Below are 18,218 nucleotides of genomic sequence, written 5' to 3' on the forward strand. Positions count from 1 at the left end.
GGATTTGGTGTTGTCGGGAGACCTACTGTTAAACAACGAATAAAAAATGAACCATTCTGAAGAACCAAATCAACACGAAGCGCTTGCCGCCAAATGGATTGACAAAACGATCAGTCCGGAGCAGGCTGAAGCATTTAATTCCTGGTACGACAAGGGGCAGGACCAACCGCTGGTCATTCCCGCTGATTTTGTAGCCGATGCCGAAACGCATAAGGAACGGATTTATCAAAAGGTTTTGCAGGACCTTGAGGTAGAGATTGAGCCTGCAAGGAAGTTGTGGTGGCGGATGCCTTTGATTGCGGCTGTTTTACTGATTTTAACGGTTGTGGTTTATTTTTATGTGCAGACACCTGTGCGTTATGATTTGGCTAAGCTGGCGAGATCGTATAGCCGGGGTAGCAAAATCGCGGTATGGTATAAAGCGGATGGAACAGAGGTGCTTTTGAAGGATTCTGTTTTTATGGCGAACCTTCAGTCGGGACATGCCGCTCCCGGATCGGTCAATAAGCTGGTTACACCCAATGGAAGTAGTTTTAAAGTGATTTTGCAGGATGGAACAAAAGTTTGGCTGGAAGCAGGCAGTTCGTTAATCTATCCTCCTGTTTTTGATATGCATAAGCGTGTGGTACAGTTATCAGGAGAAGCGCATTTTGAGGTTACACACCAGGCTGCTCAGCCTTTTCATGTCGAAGTTCGAAACAGGAAAGATCATTTGGATGTAGAAGTGACCGGGACTAAATTCGATGTAATGGGGTATCCGGATGACGAAGAGATCAGGACACATGTATTTGAAGGGAGTGTTAAAGTGCGTGGTGGTGGAGCGATTGAGACGTTAATTAAGGGGGAGCAGATTAGTTTCGACAAGGGTTTCTTTTCTCCCAAGGTGCTTCGCCCGGAGAAAGAATGGTTGATGTGGAAGACGCAGCTGGAATTTGACAATGAAGATCTTCGTCAGGTAGTTCGTAAGATTGCCAGGTCTTACAACATGGATGTGGCTTATGCTGGAAGACCAGGCGATATGCGTTTGTCAGGTATGTTAAGATACAGAGATGATTTAAAGAAAACATTGTATATTATCGAGGCGGTATCGGGATGCCGGTTCGAAATTAAAGGGGATACAATTGTCGTTTTGGAATACCCTAAACCTGCTTACTGAGATGGAGAATTATAAGATTTTCAGCGATGTCGAACTGGTTGCTGCGCTGAAAAGGGGAGACCAGGCAGCGTTTACCGAGATTTACAACCGGTATTGGGATAAGCTTTTCAGTATGGCCGGGCATAAGCTTGACCGTTTGGAAGATGCCGAAGAAGTCGTGCAGGGGATTTTTGTGTCCTTGTGGAACCGTCGTTTGGATTTGGCAATTACGACCACCTTAAGTGCTTACCTGGCCGTGTCTACCAAATATCGGGTGATCAAAGTGTTGAATAAACAATTTCACCAGAAAAAGTATGCGGAAAGTCTGGGGAGTTATGGCTTACTGGATGATTCTACACAGGAATGGCTGGAATTTATGGAGTTAAAAGGGCGCCTGGAGGTATTGGTGAGCGGGCTTCCTGAGAAATGCCAATTGGTTTACCGGATGAGCAGGGAGCAGGGCTTTAGTCAGAAACAAATCGCCAGTGAACTGGACATCTCTGAAAAAACAGTAGAAGCACATTTGGGCAAGGCCACGAAAAAGATCCGTTCCAGTTTGAATGGTTTTTTAATGCTGCTTTTGTAGTGCAATCCTGGCCCTTGTCTGGTTTCTTTTTGTTCGCAATAAATCTTAGATTTGCAGGATTATAAGAATAGATAATCTATTCATTGTATCGCACTGAATCTTAACATATCAATGAGCATTTCTACAAAATACGATCCTGCAGCAACAGAAGACAAATGGTACAGTTACTGGCTTTCTAAGAAGTTCTTTCATTCGGAGCCGGATGAGCGTGAACCTTATACTATTGTAATTCCGCCACCGAATGTCACTGGGGTCCTACACATGGGCCACATGCTAAACAATACGATTCAGGATGTATTGATCCGTAAAGCACGGATGCAAGGTAAAAATGCCTGTTGGGTACCTGGAACAGATCATGCCTCTATTGCCACGGAAGCGAAGGTGGTAGCGATGCTTAAAGAGCGTGGGATCAATAAAACCGACATCACCCGCGAGGAGTTTTTAAAGTACGCCTGGGAATGGAAAGAAAAATACGGTGGTATCATCCTGGATCAGCTGAAAAAGCTGGGTGCAAGTTGTGACTGGGACCGTACGCGTTTTACCATGGAAGAGGATTTGTCAGATGCCGTAATCGACAGTTTTATTCATCTGTACAAAAAAGGCTGGATTTACAGAGGTATCAGGATGGTAAACTGGGATCCTGCTGGTAAAACTGCCGTTTCTGATGAAGAGGTAATCCGTAAAGAAGTTAATCAAAAGCTATATTACATCAATTATACGATCTCTGGATCCGAGGATTTCATTACGATTGCAACCACCAGACCGGAAACGATTATGGCGGATTCTGCAATCTGTATCAATCCGAATGATGAACGCTATACACACTTAAAGGGTAAAAAAGTATTTGTGCCTTTGATTAACCGGGAGATTCCGGTAATTGAAGATGAATATGTAACGATGGATTTTGGTACCGGATGTCTGAAAGTAACACCAGCACATGATTTGAATGATTATGAGCTTGGTGTGAAACACAAGTTGCCGGTAATCGACATCTTGAATGATGATGGTACGCTAAACGAACTGGCGGTAATTTTAGTAGGTGAGGATCGTTTTGCAGCCCGTAAAAAAATTGCGGTATTGCTGGAAGAGGCGGGTCACCTGGCTAAGGTTGAAGATTATAAATCGCAGGTCGGATTTTCTGAAAGAACCAATGCTGCCATTGAACCGAAATTGTCTTTGCAATGGTTCTGTAAAATGGACCAGATGGCGAAGCCTGCATTGGACGATGTATTAAACGGTGATGTAAAATTGATTCCGGAAAAATTCCAGAATACTTACCGCCACTGGATGGAAAATGTACGCGACTGGAACATCAGTCGGCAGCTGTGGTGGGGACAACAAATTCCTGCCTGGTACGACAATCAGGGTAATTGGGTCGTTGCCAAGACTAAACCTGAAGCCCTGGACGAGTTTTTAAAGCTTAAGGATACAGATGGTACTTTCAGTGCGGAAGAAGCCGCTGGTTTTAAACACCAGTTGGAGCCATTTGTTAGCCAGGATCCGGATGTAATGGACACCTGGTTCTCTTCCTGGTTATGGCCAATTTCGGTATTTGATGGGTTTAAGAATCCGGATAATCCAGATATCAATTATTATTATCCAACCAATGACCTGGTGACTGCCCCTGAGATTTTGTTCTTCTGGGTAGCGCGTATGATCATGGCTGGTCATGAATTCAGGGGACAAAAACCTTTCACCAATGTGTACCTGACTGGTATTGTTCGGGATAAACTGGGTCGTAAAATGTCCAAATCTTTAGGTAACTCTCCTGATCCGATCGGACTGATTGAGAAATATGGTGCCGATGGGGTTCGTGTAGGCATGTTGCTTTGCTCTCCGGCAGGAAATGACCTGATGTTTGATGAAAGCTATTGTGAGCAGGGCAGAAACTTTGCCAACAAGATCTGGAACGCTTTCCGTTTGGTAAAAGGCTGGGAAGTAGATGAAACCTTGCAGAATCCCAATGAACAGGCCATTGCCTGGTTTGACAACCGTTTCAATGAAGCTTTGGCTGAAATTGAAGATAACTTTAAACAGTACAGGTTATCGGAAGCTTTAATGGCTACCTATAAATTGGTTTGGGACGATTTCTGTGCCTGGTACCTGGAGATGGTGAAGCCTGCTTATCAGCATCCAATTGATCCGGCAACAGTGAAAGCAACGCTTGGTTATTTTGAACGCATTTTGAAATTGCTGCATCCATTCATGCCGTTCTTAACGGAAGAGTTGTATCATGATGAACTGTTTGGTGAAAAAGGAGAAATGGACTGCATCATCGTAGCCAATTATCCAACCATTGGTGGTATTGATACTGCATTGCTTAAAGATGTGGAAGTCCTGAAACAGCTTGTGGCAGAAATTCGTAATGTGCGCAATACCAAACAGATTTCTCCTAAAGATGCTTTGCCCTTGAGTTTGAAAGTGAACTCCGGTCTGGATTATAGCAAATGGTTGAACATTATTGGCAAGCTGACCAATGTGGATGCTTTTGATTTTGTAACTGAGAAAGTAAGTGGTGCGGCAAACTTCATGGTAGGGAATGATGAGTTCTTTATCCAGCTGAACGAGACCATTGATGTAGAAGCGGAAAAAGAACGCTTAAATGCAGATCTGGTGTATTTACAAGGCTTCCTGAAATCGGTGGATGCCAAATTGAGTAATGAACGGTTTGTACAAAATGCGAAACCGGAGATTATTCAAAATGAACGCAATAAGAAAGCTGATGCGGAAGGGAAGATTAAAATCATCCAAGAAAGTTTGGGGGAATTAAGTTTAATAAAATAAACCGTACTGTTCTGAGTCTGGCATCTGAGGCGCTGAAAAAGCGCACAGCGCCTAGGCCTCTTCACAGTAGGTATATTTTATTTTGAACTTAAGTAAAGGAGAAGATCCATATCGCATGATGCCTAATTAGCATCATGCTTTTTTTTGCAGGATAGTTTTTTTTGCAGGATAGTTTTTTTTGCAGGATGTTTTTTTTGCAGGATGTTTTTTTTTGCAGGATAGTTTTTTTGCAGGATAGTTTTTTTGCAGGATAGTTTTTTTTGCAGGATGTTTATGTAGTAATGGCTAGGCGGCAGTGTTTAATGTTTAGGTAGTCGTGGTTAGGTGGTAAATGCTTAGGCGATGTTCATGTAATTACTTTATTGCTGCAAAATATACCTTCTCAGACAAGGCCTAGGCGCTTTTGCTCCCCTTCAGGAGCCTAAAGATGCCAGACTTGGAAGAGAATGGTTTATTTTGTCTCCTAATTAAAGCGAATTTCTTAAAATGACCGTTGCGGGGTCTCTCATGGTGACAGTGGTTTTGGTGAGGATGGCTTTTGCCGCTTCTTCACCCATTTTATTGAAATCGGTACTGATTACAGTAATTCCGTTTTCCAGGATTTCTTTAACAGCGGTATCATTATAGGAAATCAGTCCGATGTCCTTTCCGAGCTTCCATTGGTTTTTACGGGCCAGTTTAATAATGGAAACATCATCCTGGTCATATCTGCTGAAGGTGATGTAGGCATCGCCATTTTTACAGCGCTTTTCATCTACAGTATTGTAAATGATGTGTTTTTTATGGTTCTTTTTGCAGAACACCTCAAATCCCGCGATAACTTCTTTTGCATGAAATGCCTCGAGTGGGGCTATGAGTACCAGTCTGGAGTATTTGTCCAGCTGTGGCAGTAACTCCGTCAGGGATTCCTGGATATCTGTCTTGTAGTCCTGATAAATGCAGGTGTAATCACCGCTTAGTATTTTTTCTTCGTAATCCAATATGATCCGCTTTTGCGGAGGGATGCGGTTGAGTACTTCGGTGGTGTTACCCTGTAAGAATGTGGTGATGACAAAATGCGTGTAATTGGATAAATTTTCATCGACCAGTTTTTCAAATACCTTAAAGTTGTGGTGATGAAAATAAACATCAACCTCTGCCTGGCCTTTGATCGTTTCTAAAAAAGATTGATAGACCCGGTCTCTTAAAACATTCATTTTATCCAGAATCAGACAAACCCGGTAAGGCTGATACTGGGTCTTTTTCTTTACATAATAACCTTTTCGGTATTCAGCTTCAATGATCCCCTTTTCTGATAAATAACTGAGCCCCTTTAAGGCAGTTTCTTTACTGATTTTTAATTTTTCAATTAACTGGTTTAAAGAAGGGAGCCTGTCGTTAATTTTCAGCTCATCTGTTTCAATGAGGTGGTTAATATATTCTGCCAACTGCAAATACTTCATCCTATGTGTAGAGGCCGGGGATGAATCCGTCTCTATGGTTTTCTTTTCGGTTTTAGATTTTGAATGCTGAGGCATATGTTCTTTTGTTGCCTTACAAAACTAAAGATATTTTTGAGAAAATGCAATCCATACCAAACCAAACCAAAAAAGGATGTTAAATAATTAGCTTATTCTTTTTGTTTATTTAATTATTTGATTTTTAGAGTTTTGTGTTCTTTTTTTTTAAGTTGAATGAAATCGGGTTGATAATAAAATGTAAATAATGTTTGAAAACTAAGATTAATTTATATTTTTGTGATGGCGGTTAAAACCAAACCAGACCAAACCAAATATGAATACTGTATCCTCATCCAAAAAACCGGGCATGATCTATTTTGATATCCCTTTTCCCGCACCACCTGTTTAGCTTGATGTCATTTATTGATTTCAACAAGACACGCTCCCATAGACCAAATTATAAACTAATTCATGTATGTAATGAAATTTTACTTTGTATTCATCTGTTCAGTGCTGGGCTATTCATCAGTACACGCGACTATCCATCCTGGACAAAATTCTGCATTCCATAAAAACACACTCCGCAAAGCACCTATCGCCGTGTATGTATCCGGAGTGGTAAAGGATAATAACGGGGAGGTATTGCCCGGTGTGAGTGTCAGGTTAAAAGGCACCAACAGCGTTACCCAGACAAATGAGAAGGGCGCTTTTAAATTTTCAATTCCCGAGTTGAAGGGTGTTTTGGTATTTTCTTATACCGGATTTGTGACTAAGGAAATACCACTGACCACTGCTGTTGTCTACAACGTAAAACTGGAATCAAGTACGAACATTTTAGATGATGTGGTGGTGGTGGGTTATGGTACGACGACCAGGAGGGATCTGACTGGTTCGGTAGGTTCGGCCAGTATCAAGGACATGAGTAAAGCACCAGTTGGTACTTTTACCGAAGCTTTGGCGGGCAGGATTGCCGGAGTACAGGTTTCCTCTACGGATGGACAGCCGGGAAATGAACTGAATATTGTCGTGCGGGGGAATAACTCTGTGACCCAGGAAAATGCACCTTTATATGTAATAGATGGTTTTCCTACAGAACTTGCCTCTGCTAACATCATCAATAGTGAAGATATTGAATCGATAGAAGTTCTTAAAGATGCTTCAGCAACAGCCATTTATGGGGCCCGCGGTGCCAACGGGGTGATCTTGATCACCACTAAAAAAGGGAAAATAGGTGCACCGCAACTCAATTATGATGCCTGGGCCGGAGTAAATTCCATCATCAAACAACAAGCGGTATTGAGTCCGTATGAGTTCGTTAAATATCAGTTGGAGCAGGATCCGAATTTATATGGTCCCATTTACCTGAAAAATGGGCAAACACTGGAAGACTATCGTGGCCGGAAAGGTATAAACTGGCAAGATGAGATTTTTAGGGATGCTTATACCCAGAACCATAGCCTTTCTTTGCGCGGTGGTACAGAATTAACCCGATATGCCATTTCTGGATCATTCTTGAACCAGCCAGGAATCATCATCAACAGTGGCTTCCGTCGGTATCAGGGGCGTGTGGTGATTGATCAGACCATCAACTCGAAACTGAAAGCGGGTGTAAACCTGAACTATGCGGCTACCAAGAAATTTGGAACTGTTGTAGCAGAATCGCAAACCAGTCCCACTGCCAGTTTACTGTACAGTGCATGGGGTTTTCGTCCCATCACCGGAGACATCAATTTCGATGATGGTATGACTGAGGAACTTTTTGATCCGGATTTGAGTCCGACAGCTGATTATCGGATCAATCCTTTAATCGCAGCACAAAATGAGTACAAGCCTCTTTTTAACAATTCGCTGGTGATCAATTCCTATGTGGACTATAAGATTCTGAAAAATCTGTCGCTGCGGGTTAGCGGTGGATTGAACAAGGCCAATATCCGCCAGGAGATTTTCAACAACTCCATGTCGCGGCTTGGAAATCCAAACAACAACAACAAGGTGAACGGCTCGATTAACAATACCGAGATCACCAATCTTTTGAATGAAAACACACTGACTTACAATACCAAATTTAAAGGTGGACATAGTTTAAAGGTCCTTGCAGGTTTGACGATGCAGGATGTCCGGAATTACTCAAACGGATTTTCTGCAATAAAAATTCCCAATGAATCGCTGGGCATGATCGGTTTATCTGAAGGAGAGCTGACAGTGGCCCCCATGTCGGATTTGAAAAATGGCTTGCTTTCCTATCTTGGCAGGATTGATTACAATTATAAATCCAAATATTTACTGACGGTTTCATTCCGGGCCGATGGATCGTCCAGATTTCCGAAAGACAACAGATGGGCATACTTCCCATCGGGCGCATTTGCATGGCGTTTCAGCGACGAGGCGTTTGTAAAGGAATTGGATTTTTTAAGTGATGGTAAACTCCGGGTAGGCTACGGCCATACCGGTAACAACCGGGTAAATGATTATGCTGCACTTACCGCGCTGAAAATGTTGCCAACGTCAGGATACAGTACGGGTAATATCCCTGGTAAAGGAATCGTTCCCGTGAACCTGGGCAATACCAGGTTGAAATGGGAAACCACTGTACAGTCTAACGTGGGTGTCGACCTGGGTTTTCTTAAAAACCGGATCACCTTAACGGCAGATTATTATTATAAAAAAACACATGATTTGTTGTTGAATGCAACACTGGCCCCAAGTATGGGTTTCTTAAATGCATTTAAAAACGTTGGAAAGGTATCAAACAGCGGTATCGAGCTGACGATCAATACAACAAATATCAAAGGAGATAAATTCTCCTGGAATTCCAACTTTAACATTGCCTTTAACCGGAACAAAGTGCTGGCCTTAAATGACGATGAGCCAAACTTGCTTTCCAGGGTAACCTGGGGCAATTTCAACAATGCATTTCCTTACATTGCTGTGCCAGGAAAACCCATTGCACAGTTTTATGGGATGCAGTTTGATGGTGTTTACCAGTATAGCGATTTTGACCTGCAGACCAACGGTACTTATGTCCTGAAAAGCAATGTGCCGAATAATGGCAATCCACGTGCAAACATCCTTCCAGGCGATATCAAGTTCAAAGATCTCAATGGCGACGGACAGGTTGACGATCGTGATCTTGGTGTGATCGGAGATCCAAACCCCGTTCATATCGGCGGTTTTAACAACAACTTCAGTTATGGTAATTTTGATCTGAATGTCTTCTTTCAATGGAGTTATGGAAATGATGTGTTAAACGCCAACCGTATAGAATTTGAAGGCGGAGATCCAACCACCAGAAACTTTTTAAATATGTTTGCTTCTTTTGCTGATCGCTGGACACCGGAAAATCAAACCAATAAATTGTACCGAGTTGGTGGGCAAGGGCCAGCGTATTATTCGTCCCGTACCATTGAAGACGGCTCGTTCATCAGATTGAAAACAGTGTCCTTGGGTTATAATTTACCGTCGTCGGTGATGAAGTCTTTAAAGATGAAGAGTCTGCGCTTTTCTTTGTCGGCCCAGAATCTGATTACCTGGACTAAGTATTCCGGCCTTGATCCTGAAGTATCGACCAGACATACCGCCTTAACCCCGGGATTTGATTGGTCGCCATATCCAAGACCGAGGACAATCACCTTTGGATTGAATGCTAACTTTTAAACTATAAACAGATGAAAACGAAAATATTAATACTGCTGATTGGAATCATGATGGCTTCATGCTCCAAACTGTTGGATAAAGATCCTGATTTTGTAACACCTGAAACTTATTACAAAACAGAGGAGGATCTGAAAAGTGGTTTGAATGGTGTGTATAACCGATTGATTGATCAAAACGGACGGATGTACGGACGCGGGTTGTTTAGCTATTTTGTAGTGAGTGATGAGGCCTTTTTTAAAAGCATTTCCATTAACAACATCCGGGTGATGGTGATGGATGCCAGCCATTTGGATATTGGCCGGCTTTGGGAAACCTTATACGAGGGCGTAAATCGTGCAAACCTATTGTTGGAACAGGTTGACCAGGTAAACATAGATCAGTCGAAAAAGGATGTGATCAAGGGGGAAGCCTTGTTTTTACGCGGTTACTATTATTATCTGCTGGCGGATATTTTTGGACCAGTGCCTTTAAAACTGAACGCGACAACATCGCCCAATGACCCTTACCTTCCGCGTGCACCATTGGCTGAGGTTTACGCTGCAGTTGTAAAAGATATGCAGCAGGCGGAATTGCTGGTTAGCGACATTGATCAGTTCTCTTTTAACGAGCGGATTTCTAAAACAGGTGTACAGGCCATACTGGCCAGGGTTTTTCTTAAAATGGCCGGAGCACCTTTAAAGGATGTGAGCAAATATAAAGATGCACTGGACTATGCAAACAAAGTAATTACCTCCAATAAGCACGCGCTCAACCTGAACTATAAACAGATTTTCATCAACCATACCCAGGATATCAATGAAAAGAAAGAGTGCATCTGGGAAATTGGAATGTACGGGAATAAAGTAGGAACTGTAGATCTGGCCGGATCTATGGGGGTAGAAAATGGTATTGAATGTCCGAGCGAAGCCATTGGCTATTCGGGCGGTGCAATGAAGACCACAGCTAAGTTATACCAGCTGTTTGGTACTGCGGATACCGCGCGGAGAAACTGGAGTATAGCACCTTACCGCTTTGTGACGACTAGTGGAAATACGGTGAAATCCAACTGGACGGCTACGCAGATTTACGACCGGAACCCTGGCAAATGGAGAAGGGAGTATGAGACGGGTTCCAAAGCAAGGAGTTATACCTCTACCAATTTCCCTGTGATCCGTTATTCCGATGTATTGCTGATGAAAGCAGAGGCCGAGAACGAAGTGAACAGTGGACCTACTGCAGCTGCCTATGATGCCATCAATAAGGTGCGGAGAAGGGCCTTTAACAAACCGCTGGATAAAGCGGATGCCTTGTGCGATGTACCGGCAGGACTAAATAAAATCGGGTTTTTAACTTTCATCCAGGATGAACGTGCACGGGAGTTGTGTTTTGAAGGCATACGAAAACATGACCTCATCCGTTGGGACATTTACGTGAAAACCATGAATGATTTGGGTGAGTCCATTACGGCTACCTCGCCTTCGGCCTATAAATATGCTGCAAATGCAGGTAAAAATACTACGGATAGGGATGTGTTGTTCCCAATACCAACAACAGAAATCACAGTGAATAAGCTTATCAAACAAAATTATGGCTGGTAATTATTTTTGGGCAGGCCGGACGATCAAAAAACTGGCATGGCTGATTTTTCTTTTCCCTTCAACCATTTACGCGCAGTCGAAAGGCCCCTCGCTTGCCAACGGCGTATTGAATTTAGAGTGGGTAAATTCTGCCAAAGGATATCAACTGAATAAAATATCGGTTTTCGACAAAGGTGCCTGGGTAGATTTATCTGCAAAACCTTCGGGCGTATTTTCCGTGTTGTATGCTGCAGATTCGGCATCGCTTGGTCCCAGCACTGCAGTGGAAAAGGCGGGTAATTTTCCCGAATCCATTTACCGTTATGTGGTACCGATATGGAAGCAGGCGACTGCTTCCATTCCAATGAATACGGCTGGACAAGCGATTCACTTTTATCCGGATCAGGAGAAGGCAAATCAAAAAGAGCTGACCTTTCAAAAGGAAATGGAGCAGTTTACACTGACATCGTCCTGGGCTTTTGATGCACAGTATCCCAATGATATCAAAGTAACGCTGAAACTAAAGGCCAAGCAGGCAGGATATTATGCTATTGCTTCGCCCGAGCTTGCGCTTTTTGATAAAAATAATTTTAAGTGGGCTACTGTGCCAGGCGTCTTTCAGGGAAATCAATTGAATGCCAATTTTGTAAATGCCTATGCTTATGGGCAGGGGATACCTGATGTGCCTGTGGTGGTCAGGGAACGGATCGCCTCTACGTTATCGCCGCTGGTCCAAAATAACCAGAACATCACGCTGGCTGTTATTCCGGAGCCTGGAACTGACCGGGATCCCTGGTCGTTCGATAAGAAAACACATGGGAAATGGAATGTTGGCTTATCTGTATTGAACAGAAAGGGAAACCTGATGCCGACACTTTATCACCCGGTATTGGGGCAGGAAAAATCTTATCTGGCGAAAAACGATTCGATTAGCTTTTCTTTTAGGTATACCATCAAAGCCGCTGACTGGTTTGAGGTGATGAAACATGCGGCCAATGACGTTTATCAATTTAAAGATGTACTGATGTTGAAAAAAACCAATGCCTCTCTTACCGATCGGATATTCAGAATGGCGAATTATGTGGTTGATGACAGCCTCTCAATGTGGCAGCTGGCCCAATACAAAAATCTGCAAATTGGCGCCCAAAAATACCTTGGAGGTGTATATGGCTCAGAAAAGGATGCAATGAAAAATTCTGATTATGGGGCCATGTGGATGCTGGCCAGGCTGACAGACAACCAGAAATTGATCTCTGCGCGTCTTCCTGATGCCAGGAATTTTAAAATTGCCCAGCAGCACCCGACCAAAGACTTTTTTTACGGTGCTTCGGAAGGGCAGTACTTTTTGCAGAACAGCAAGAAATTTACAGAAGAATGGGGGCCTTATACCGAACCTATCGGGACTACTTATTACCTGATGATGGATATCGGAAACATGTTGTTGTTTGATCCCCAGGATCAAAAATTGCGCGCCGGTTTAAAGCTGGCTGCCGATAAATTATTGTCCTGGATGAAAGCTGATGGCAGCTGGGAAGTGGCTTACGACAATAAAACTGCTGAACCCATGTTCAGGGACATTTCAGATCTGAGGCCAACATTTTATGGTCTACTTATTGGCTATAAGATATTGGGCGACAAGAAATATCTGGAAGCGGCTAAAAAGGGCGCCGATTGGTACATCACCGATGCCATCAATAAAGGGGCCTTTATCGGGGTTTGTGGTGATACCAGGTTCGCACCGGATTTTGCTACAGCACAAGGGGTGCAGGCCTTGCTTGATCTTTACGATGTTGATCAAGACCTAAAATATAAAAATGCGGCCATTGCTGCAGCAAAAATATATACGGCATCGATCTATACGCACCCAATTTCTACGTCTCAGGAAAAATGGGTGGAAGGTGTTAAAAGGCAGGACTGGGAGATCAGCCAGGCCGGTTTAAGCTTTGAACATGGTGGTATCGTTGGTTCTGCCAACCATCATGGTCCAATTTTACTGGCAAGCCATGCCGGAATGTTTATCCGTATGTTTTCCCTGACCAAAGATTCGCTGTTTTTAACCATGTCAAGAGCTGCCGCATGGGGCCGAGATGCTTTTGTGGACCAGAAAACCGGCGTAGCTTCTTATTATTGGGATGTGATGAACAAAGGCGCAGGGCCATATCCGCACCATGCCTGGTGGCAGATTGGCTGGATTACCGATTACCTGATGTCGGAATTGGAGCTGCGCAGTCGTGGACAAATCATTTTTCCAAGAGGGTTTATTACCCCTAAAGTCGGTCCGCATCAAAGCTATGGCTCCGCTCCGGGAAAAGTATACGGCAATCCGGCTTCATTAAAGCTGATCGATGGCCTGCTGAAATCAGATAATCCCTATCTGGAGCACATCACTGCAATTGACAAGAAGCAGCGAACCTGTTTTCTCATGCTGATGAACAATAGTATAAATCAGCTGAGTACCACAATTCATATTGATGTGACCAGGATTCCGGGTATTTCAGGGAACAGCATCAAAAGTGCTTCATTTATTGGTCAGGATGGTAAAAAAAATCCGATAAAAAAAGGTATTAAATCCCTGGATATTGACATGGTTCCCACTGGCTTACAAGTCATCGCAATTCATTATTGAAAAACATATGAATAGAATATTTAGATTCGGTTTTCGGTTTTCGTGCTGTGCACTCATGACATTGTGCATTTTTGGCGCCAGGCAGGTTTATGGCCAGAAGCAGACCCATTACCTGGTAGAAGCAGAAGATTTTCAATTTCCTGCGGGCTGGACAGTGGTTAAAGAAACTGGCACCAATGTTTCAGGTAAGGGAGCTTTATTGGGATCCGGAGCCAAAGAGCTTACTGCTGATGCATTAACCGTCATTGAGATTCCCGTTAAAGGGCAATACGCCGTATGGACCAGGTCCAGAGACTATGCCCATAACAATCCAGGAACCCGGAGCTATCTTTTATATGTCAATGAACAAGCCATGAGCAGGGAGTCGGGCTTGCACCGGAATGAAGGCTACCAATGGGAAAAAGTAGGATCGGCGGTACTTGATGCAGGTGAAAATGTATTGCGGTTAAAAAACACGAAACTGAATTTTGCCAGGTGCGACGCCATTTTCCTAAGTACGGATGCGGGATTTGATCCCAATAAAATGAATGGTTCGCTTCAAGGCTATGCGTTAAAACCCCTGCGGGTAAAAGATAACGCCAACGTTTTAAAAGTTGAGCCTCCTTTCTCTTTTCTAAAAAAAGGTAAATCCCTGGGCAGCTTGCAGAATGACAACATCAGCATGGGTTTTGAGGAGTATACCGACCCTAAAAGCGGAAAATCAAGGATCATTGCAGTTACACAAATTTCACAGGATAAGCGATGGCAAAGTGTAAATGATCAAATGGAGGCAAACCGGATTTTCTTACTTGCTGCGAAAGCGGCAAAGATTGAGTTTGGATCTTATTTCGCTTCCTGGAAAAATTCATTCAGCTTAACTGACTTTACTGTGAAAGGCAAAGTGTATCAAACGATGGATCAGGAGGGGGTGAAAAATCCTTTTCTATCCGGAGAACTGATGTTGTGCGAAGCCAAAGCTGTTAAACAGGTAACGCCCGAAGAATTATGGGTTACGTACCAGAGCGCGAGTGGGGTAGAAGTTAAAGGAATCTGGAAACTGAAACCGGGTGCCTCGCATTTTGAACTCAGTTTAACCCATACGGCGAAGAGCCCCGGTTATTACAGTTTTGTGGTGGCTGCTTTTCAGGATGTGCCGGAAACAAGGGTCAGCAATGTGCTGCTACCGCCCATGTTTAATTACAAACGTTTACCCGAAGGGCCCATGCTGATTCCCAGTGCCATGACACCGCAACCGCTGGCGATTGTGGAAGTTCAGCCAGACAAAAAGCCCATCAGCTATTTTGTGACGGGTTCATTGACCGATTTTCCGGTCGACTGGGCGAAAGACATTACCTCCAGAATAGGCTTTTCACTCAAAAACGAATTTAATAAAGTACAACCGATGGCATTTGCCCCGGTTTTGGGCCTTGAAGATTCTAAGCTGGCTGCCGGACAGTCGCTGACAAGATCATTTAATCTTGGTGCTGTCAACGGTAAATGGAACGCTGCACTCGAATATGTGTCCAATTCCATTTATCAGGTGAGCGACTACAGGTCCCAGGATGCGACCTCTTTAACCAATGCGATATTCAACATTGTAGATCTGATCAAAAATGATGAAGCTTCGGGATGGAGTGCAGCGCTGAAAGGCTTTTTTGATATTGAGGCCGATCCTAAAATTGCACCTACTGTTGCGCAATCCTCCCCATTGGCTGTGATTTCTGCGGCAGTGATGGGCAGAGATGAAGCCCTTTACGTTAGTCGCGCTTTACCAACTATCGAATATACCTTATCCCGCAGCGCATTCAGGTGGGCTAAAGCTGCAGGAACACCATACCATCCTACGGCGGCTACGCTTGAGCTGAACCCCTATAAAAATGTACAGTTCAATACGGCTTATTTCGAATCTTTAGCCCAATTACTGGACTATAAAAATCCCTGGATCGTCCAGGTAGCTATGCCTGATCAGCAACCCAGAAAGCTGTCGGGCTACAGTGTAAACCTGCCGGCATGGACACAGGAACTGGCGGCTTACCGCTTAACTAAGAATAAAAAGTGGTTAAACGCAGCGGTTATAAATGCGAAGGAATTTGTATCCAAGGAAGTTTACGGACAAAAGACCAATTTGCTGACTGCCCAGCCATTTTACAATACTTCGTTTTATCCCTATTGGTGGGACCTGACGGACCTTTATGAAGTGAGCAAAGACAAGTCCTTTTTGAATGCGGCCGAATATTCCTCTTATTTTACCCTGGCAGGAATCCGTTCCTATCCGCTTGTTGAAAATAAAATGCAACTCATCCATGAAGGTGATGCTTATGAAGGCAATACCAATTTATGGTGGAAAGATGGAGCGAAGTTCCGTCTGGGCTTTCCCCGTCAGCAGGGTGATGTAAAGGCTAAACAGGTACCTCAGGCCTTGCTGTCGCCTGTAGGACTTGGCCTGGAGCAACCAGTTACCTTCTTTCTTCCGAAAAAGAACGTCCGCCATATCTTTATGTCCACCTGGGCGCCGCATTTGCTGCGCTTGTCTGCCGATACAGAACGCAAAATCTTTGAAATTTATGCACGGAATTCCATCATCGGGCGCTTTACCAATTACCCTGGTTATTATGCCACTGGATATACGGACCTCACTTACCGGGAAAATTACCCATACCAGGGACCGGATATCAACTCCATTTATTACCACCACATTTCGCCACATCTGGCTTTTAGTTTAGACTTTCTGATTACCGAAGCGGTACAAAGATCTAAAGGGGCAATCAGTTTTCCCTGGGGAAAGCAGGAGGGGTTTGTTTGGTTTAACAACCGCATTTATGGTGGCGGTAAAGGGGCCATCTTTGACGATAAAAATGTGAAGATCTGGCTTAAAAAAGGATTGATTAAGTTGGATAATCCATCGGTAAATTACCTCACCGGAATATCTGAGGACCGGTTTTGGGTGGTTTTACTGAACGAATCTGTACAGGAACAACATGCGGATTTCAGTCTGGATTTACAGCAGACCGGCATCAAAAGCAGTGGTATTAAACATTATCAGGGGGGAGTTGCAGCAGCGGCTGAATTGTCCATTTCAGGAAATCAAATGAATGCAAAAGTACCGGGAAAGGGCATAACCGCCTATTCATTTCCATTAGCGGCATCAAAAGTAACGAAAGCACTTGCGCCCGTAAAAGATGGCTTGCAGGAAGTTGATCTTGGTGCTCCCTGGGGTAAACTTTACGCTTTTAGAATCCGTTCTCCTTTTGGCTGGGATTCTGTTTATGCATATTTAAGTACGCCGCCTCTGGCAGGTGCGACGGCTGAGCTGGAGTTGAATGATGATGCCGCTACCTTGGAAAAGCGCAACGCCTATCCTTTTGAATGGTCGTTTAACCGTTTGGATCCGGAAAAACCGATTTCTATTCATGTGAAATTGACCAGTAAGGGAAGCAAGGAAGTCAGGCAGGTCAATGTAGATTTTGAGGGAGTAAAATAATCAACCACAGTAAACAATATAAAATTTAACAAATGAAACCCATGAAAATATTTCATCAGAAAATCAACCATGTGAAAAGAACTTTAGTCCTTCTTTTCTGTTTTACGACAGGTTTATCCTTTGGGCAAACCAGTCCCGATAGTTTGAGGCTATTTATTATAGGCAATAGTTTTTCTCAGAATGCATCAGCGTATTTGCCGAATTTTGCCCAGGAACGGGCTAAGCACCTGGTTATAGGAAGAGCCGAACTTGGTGGACATTCTTTAGCCCAGCATTGGGGATATGTGGAAGCTGCAGAGGCCAATCCTGATGATCCCAAAGGAAAACCTTACAAAGGGAAATCCCTGAGGATGCTTTTATCTGCCGGTACCTGGGATGTGGTTACCCTTCAGCAAGCTTCATACTATTCGGCAGATGAGGAAAGTTATAACCCTTATGCAAGAAAACTGTACGATTATATCAAACAGCTCCAGCCGAATGCCAGGGTTGTTATTCATCAAACCTGGGCTTACAGAAGCGATGCTTTAAAATTTGGACGGGTGGCACCAGAGGTGCTGGCTAAAGACCAGCAGGAAATGTGGGCAAAGTCGAGGGCCGCTTATCACGCCATGGCAAAACAGCTAAACCTGAAAATCATGCCTGTCGGTGATGCTTTTAATGCAGTAGCCACAGATCCTGTGTTCGGCTTTAGAAAAGATCCTGATTTTGATTACGCGAACCCGGTATATCCCAATCTTCCCAAACAGACCCATTCGCTGAATATGGGCTATTCCTGGAAGGACAATCAAATGGTATTTGACCCGAACCATGCCAACGAAGCGGGTAGATACCTGGGCTCATTGATCTGGTATTCAACCCTGTTTGGAGAGTCACCCTTAAGCCTGAGCTATGTGCCCGACAAAGTTCCGGCCGATTTTGCTGCTTATTTGAAGCAAGTGGCAGCAAAGACCATTCAAAATTTAAAGACCAATAAATAAA

General features: G+C 43.7%; 9 protein-coding genes. 8 read left to right on the plus strand and 1 reads right to left on the minus strand.

What is annotated here, in order from left to right; all coding sequences use genetic code 11:
* Positions 1-46 precede the first annotated feature (46 nt).
* The 3 genes from IM797_RS18420 (at position 47) to IM797_RS18430 (ending at position 4,505) form a co-directional block, all read left to right on the plus strand.
* Complete coding sequence (locus IM797_RS18420) at positions 47-1,156, plus strand: FecR family protein (RefSeq protein ID WP_194128644.1); 1,110 nt, start codon at positions 47-49, stop codon at positions 1,154-1,156.
* A gap of 1 nt (position 1,157) precedes the next feature.
* Positions 1,158-1,721 (plus strand): RNA polymerase sigma-70 factor, encoded by a 564-nt coding sequence (locus tag IM797_RS18425; protein ID WP_194128645.1) that lies wholly within the window; start codon positions 1,158-1,160, stop codon positions 1,719-1,721.
* A 111-nt stretch (positions 1,722-1,832) separates the two neighbouring features.
* A complete protein-coding gene (locus IM797_RS18430) occupies positions 1,833-4,505 on the plus strand; it encodes a valine--tRNA ligase (protein WP_194128646.1) in 2,673 nt (890 codons plus the stop codon).
* A gap of 467 nt (positions 4,506-4,972) precedes the next feature.
* On the opposite strand, the gene IM797_RS18435 is transcribed toward IM797_RS18430, so the two are convergent.
* Positions 4,973-6,022 carry a GntR family transcriptional regulator gene (locus tag IM797_RS18435; RefSeq protein ID WP_228098944.1) on the minus strand — a complete coding sequence of 350 codons (1,050 nt, stop codon included), beginning with the start codon at positions 6,020-6,022 and terminating at the stop codon, positions 4,973-4,975.
* A 402-nt stretch (positions 6,023-6,424) separates the two neighbouring features.
* Between IM797_RS18435 and IM797_RS18440 the strand changes: the two genes are divergently transcribed.
* From IM797_RS18440 to IM797_RS18460, 5 genes are read left to right on the plus strand one after another with little or no spacing between them, the layout of a single operon-like run.
* Entirely contained in the window at positions 6,425-9,598 is a 3,174-nt protein-coding gene (locus IM797_RS18440) for a TonB-dependent receptor (RefSeq protein WP_194128647.1), read from the plus strand.
* Positions 9,599-9,609: 11 nt separating this feature from the next.
* Positions 9,610-11,175 carry a RagB/SusD family nutrient uptake outer membrane protein gene (locus IM797_RS18445; RefSeq protein WP_194128648.1) on the plus strand — a complete coding sequence of 522 codons (1,566 nt, stop codon included), beginning with the start codon at positions 9,610-9,612 and terminating at the stop codon, positions 11,173-11,175.
* Positions 11,165-13,780: a glycerophosphoryl diester phosphodiesterase gene (locus tag IM797_RS18450; RefSeq protein WP_228098945.1), complete on the plus strand. Its 2,616-nt coding sequence runs from the start codon at positions 11,165-11,167 to the stop codon at positions 13,778-13,780. Before IM797_RS18445 ends, IM797_RS18450 begins: the two co-directional genes overlap by 11 nt.
* Before the next feature lie 7 nt (positions 13,781-13,787).
* Positions 13,788-17,240, plus strand: a complete 3,453-nt coding sequence (locus IM797_RS18455) for a hypothetical protein (RefSeq protein ID WP_228098946.1) — start codon at positions 13,788-13,790, stop codon at positions 17,238-17,240.
* A 41-nt stretch (positions 17,241-17,281) separates the two neighbouring features.
* Entirely contained in the window at positions 17,282-18,217 is a 936-nt protein-coding gene (locus IM797_RS18460) for a DUF4886 domain-containing protein (protein WP_194128649.1), read from the plus strand.
* Position 18,218 lies beyond the last annotated feature (1 nt).

This window comes from Pedobacter sp. MC2016-24 (assembly GCF_015223055.1).
Taxonomy (GTDB): Bacteria; Bacteroidota; Bacteroidia; order Sphingobacteriales; family Sphingobacteriaceae; genus Pedobacter.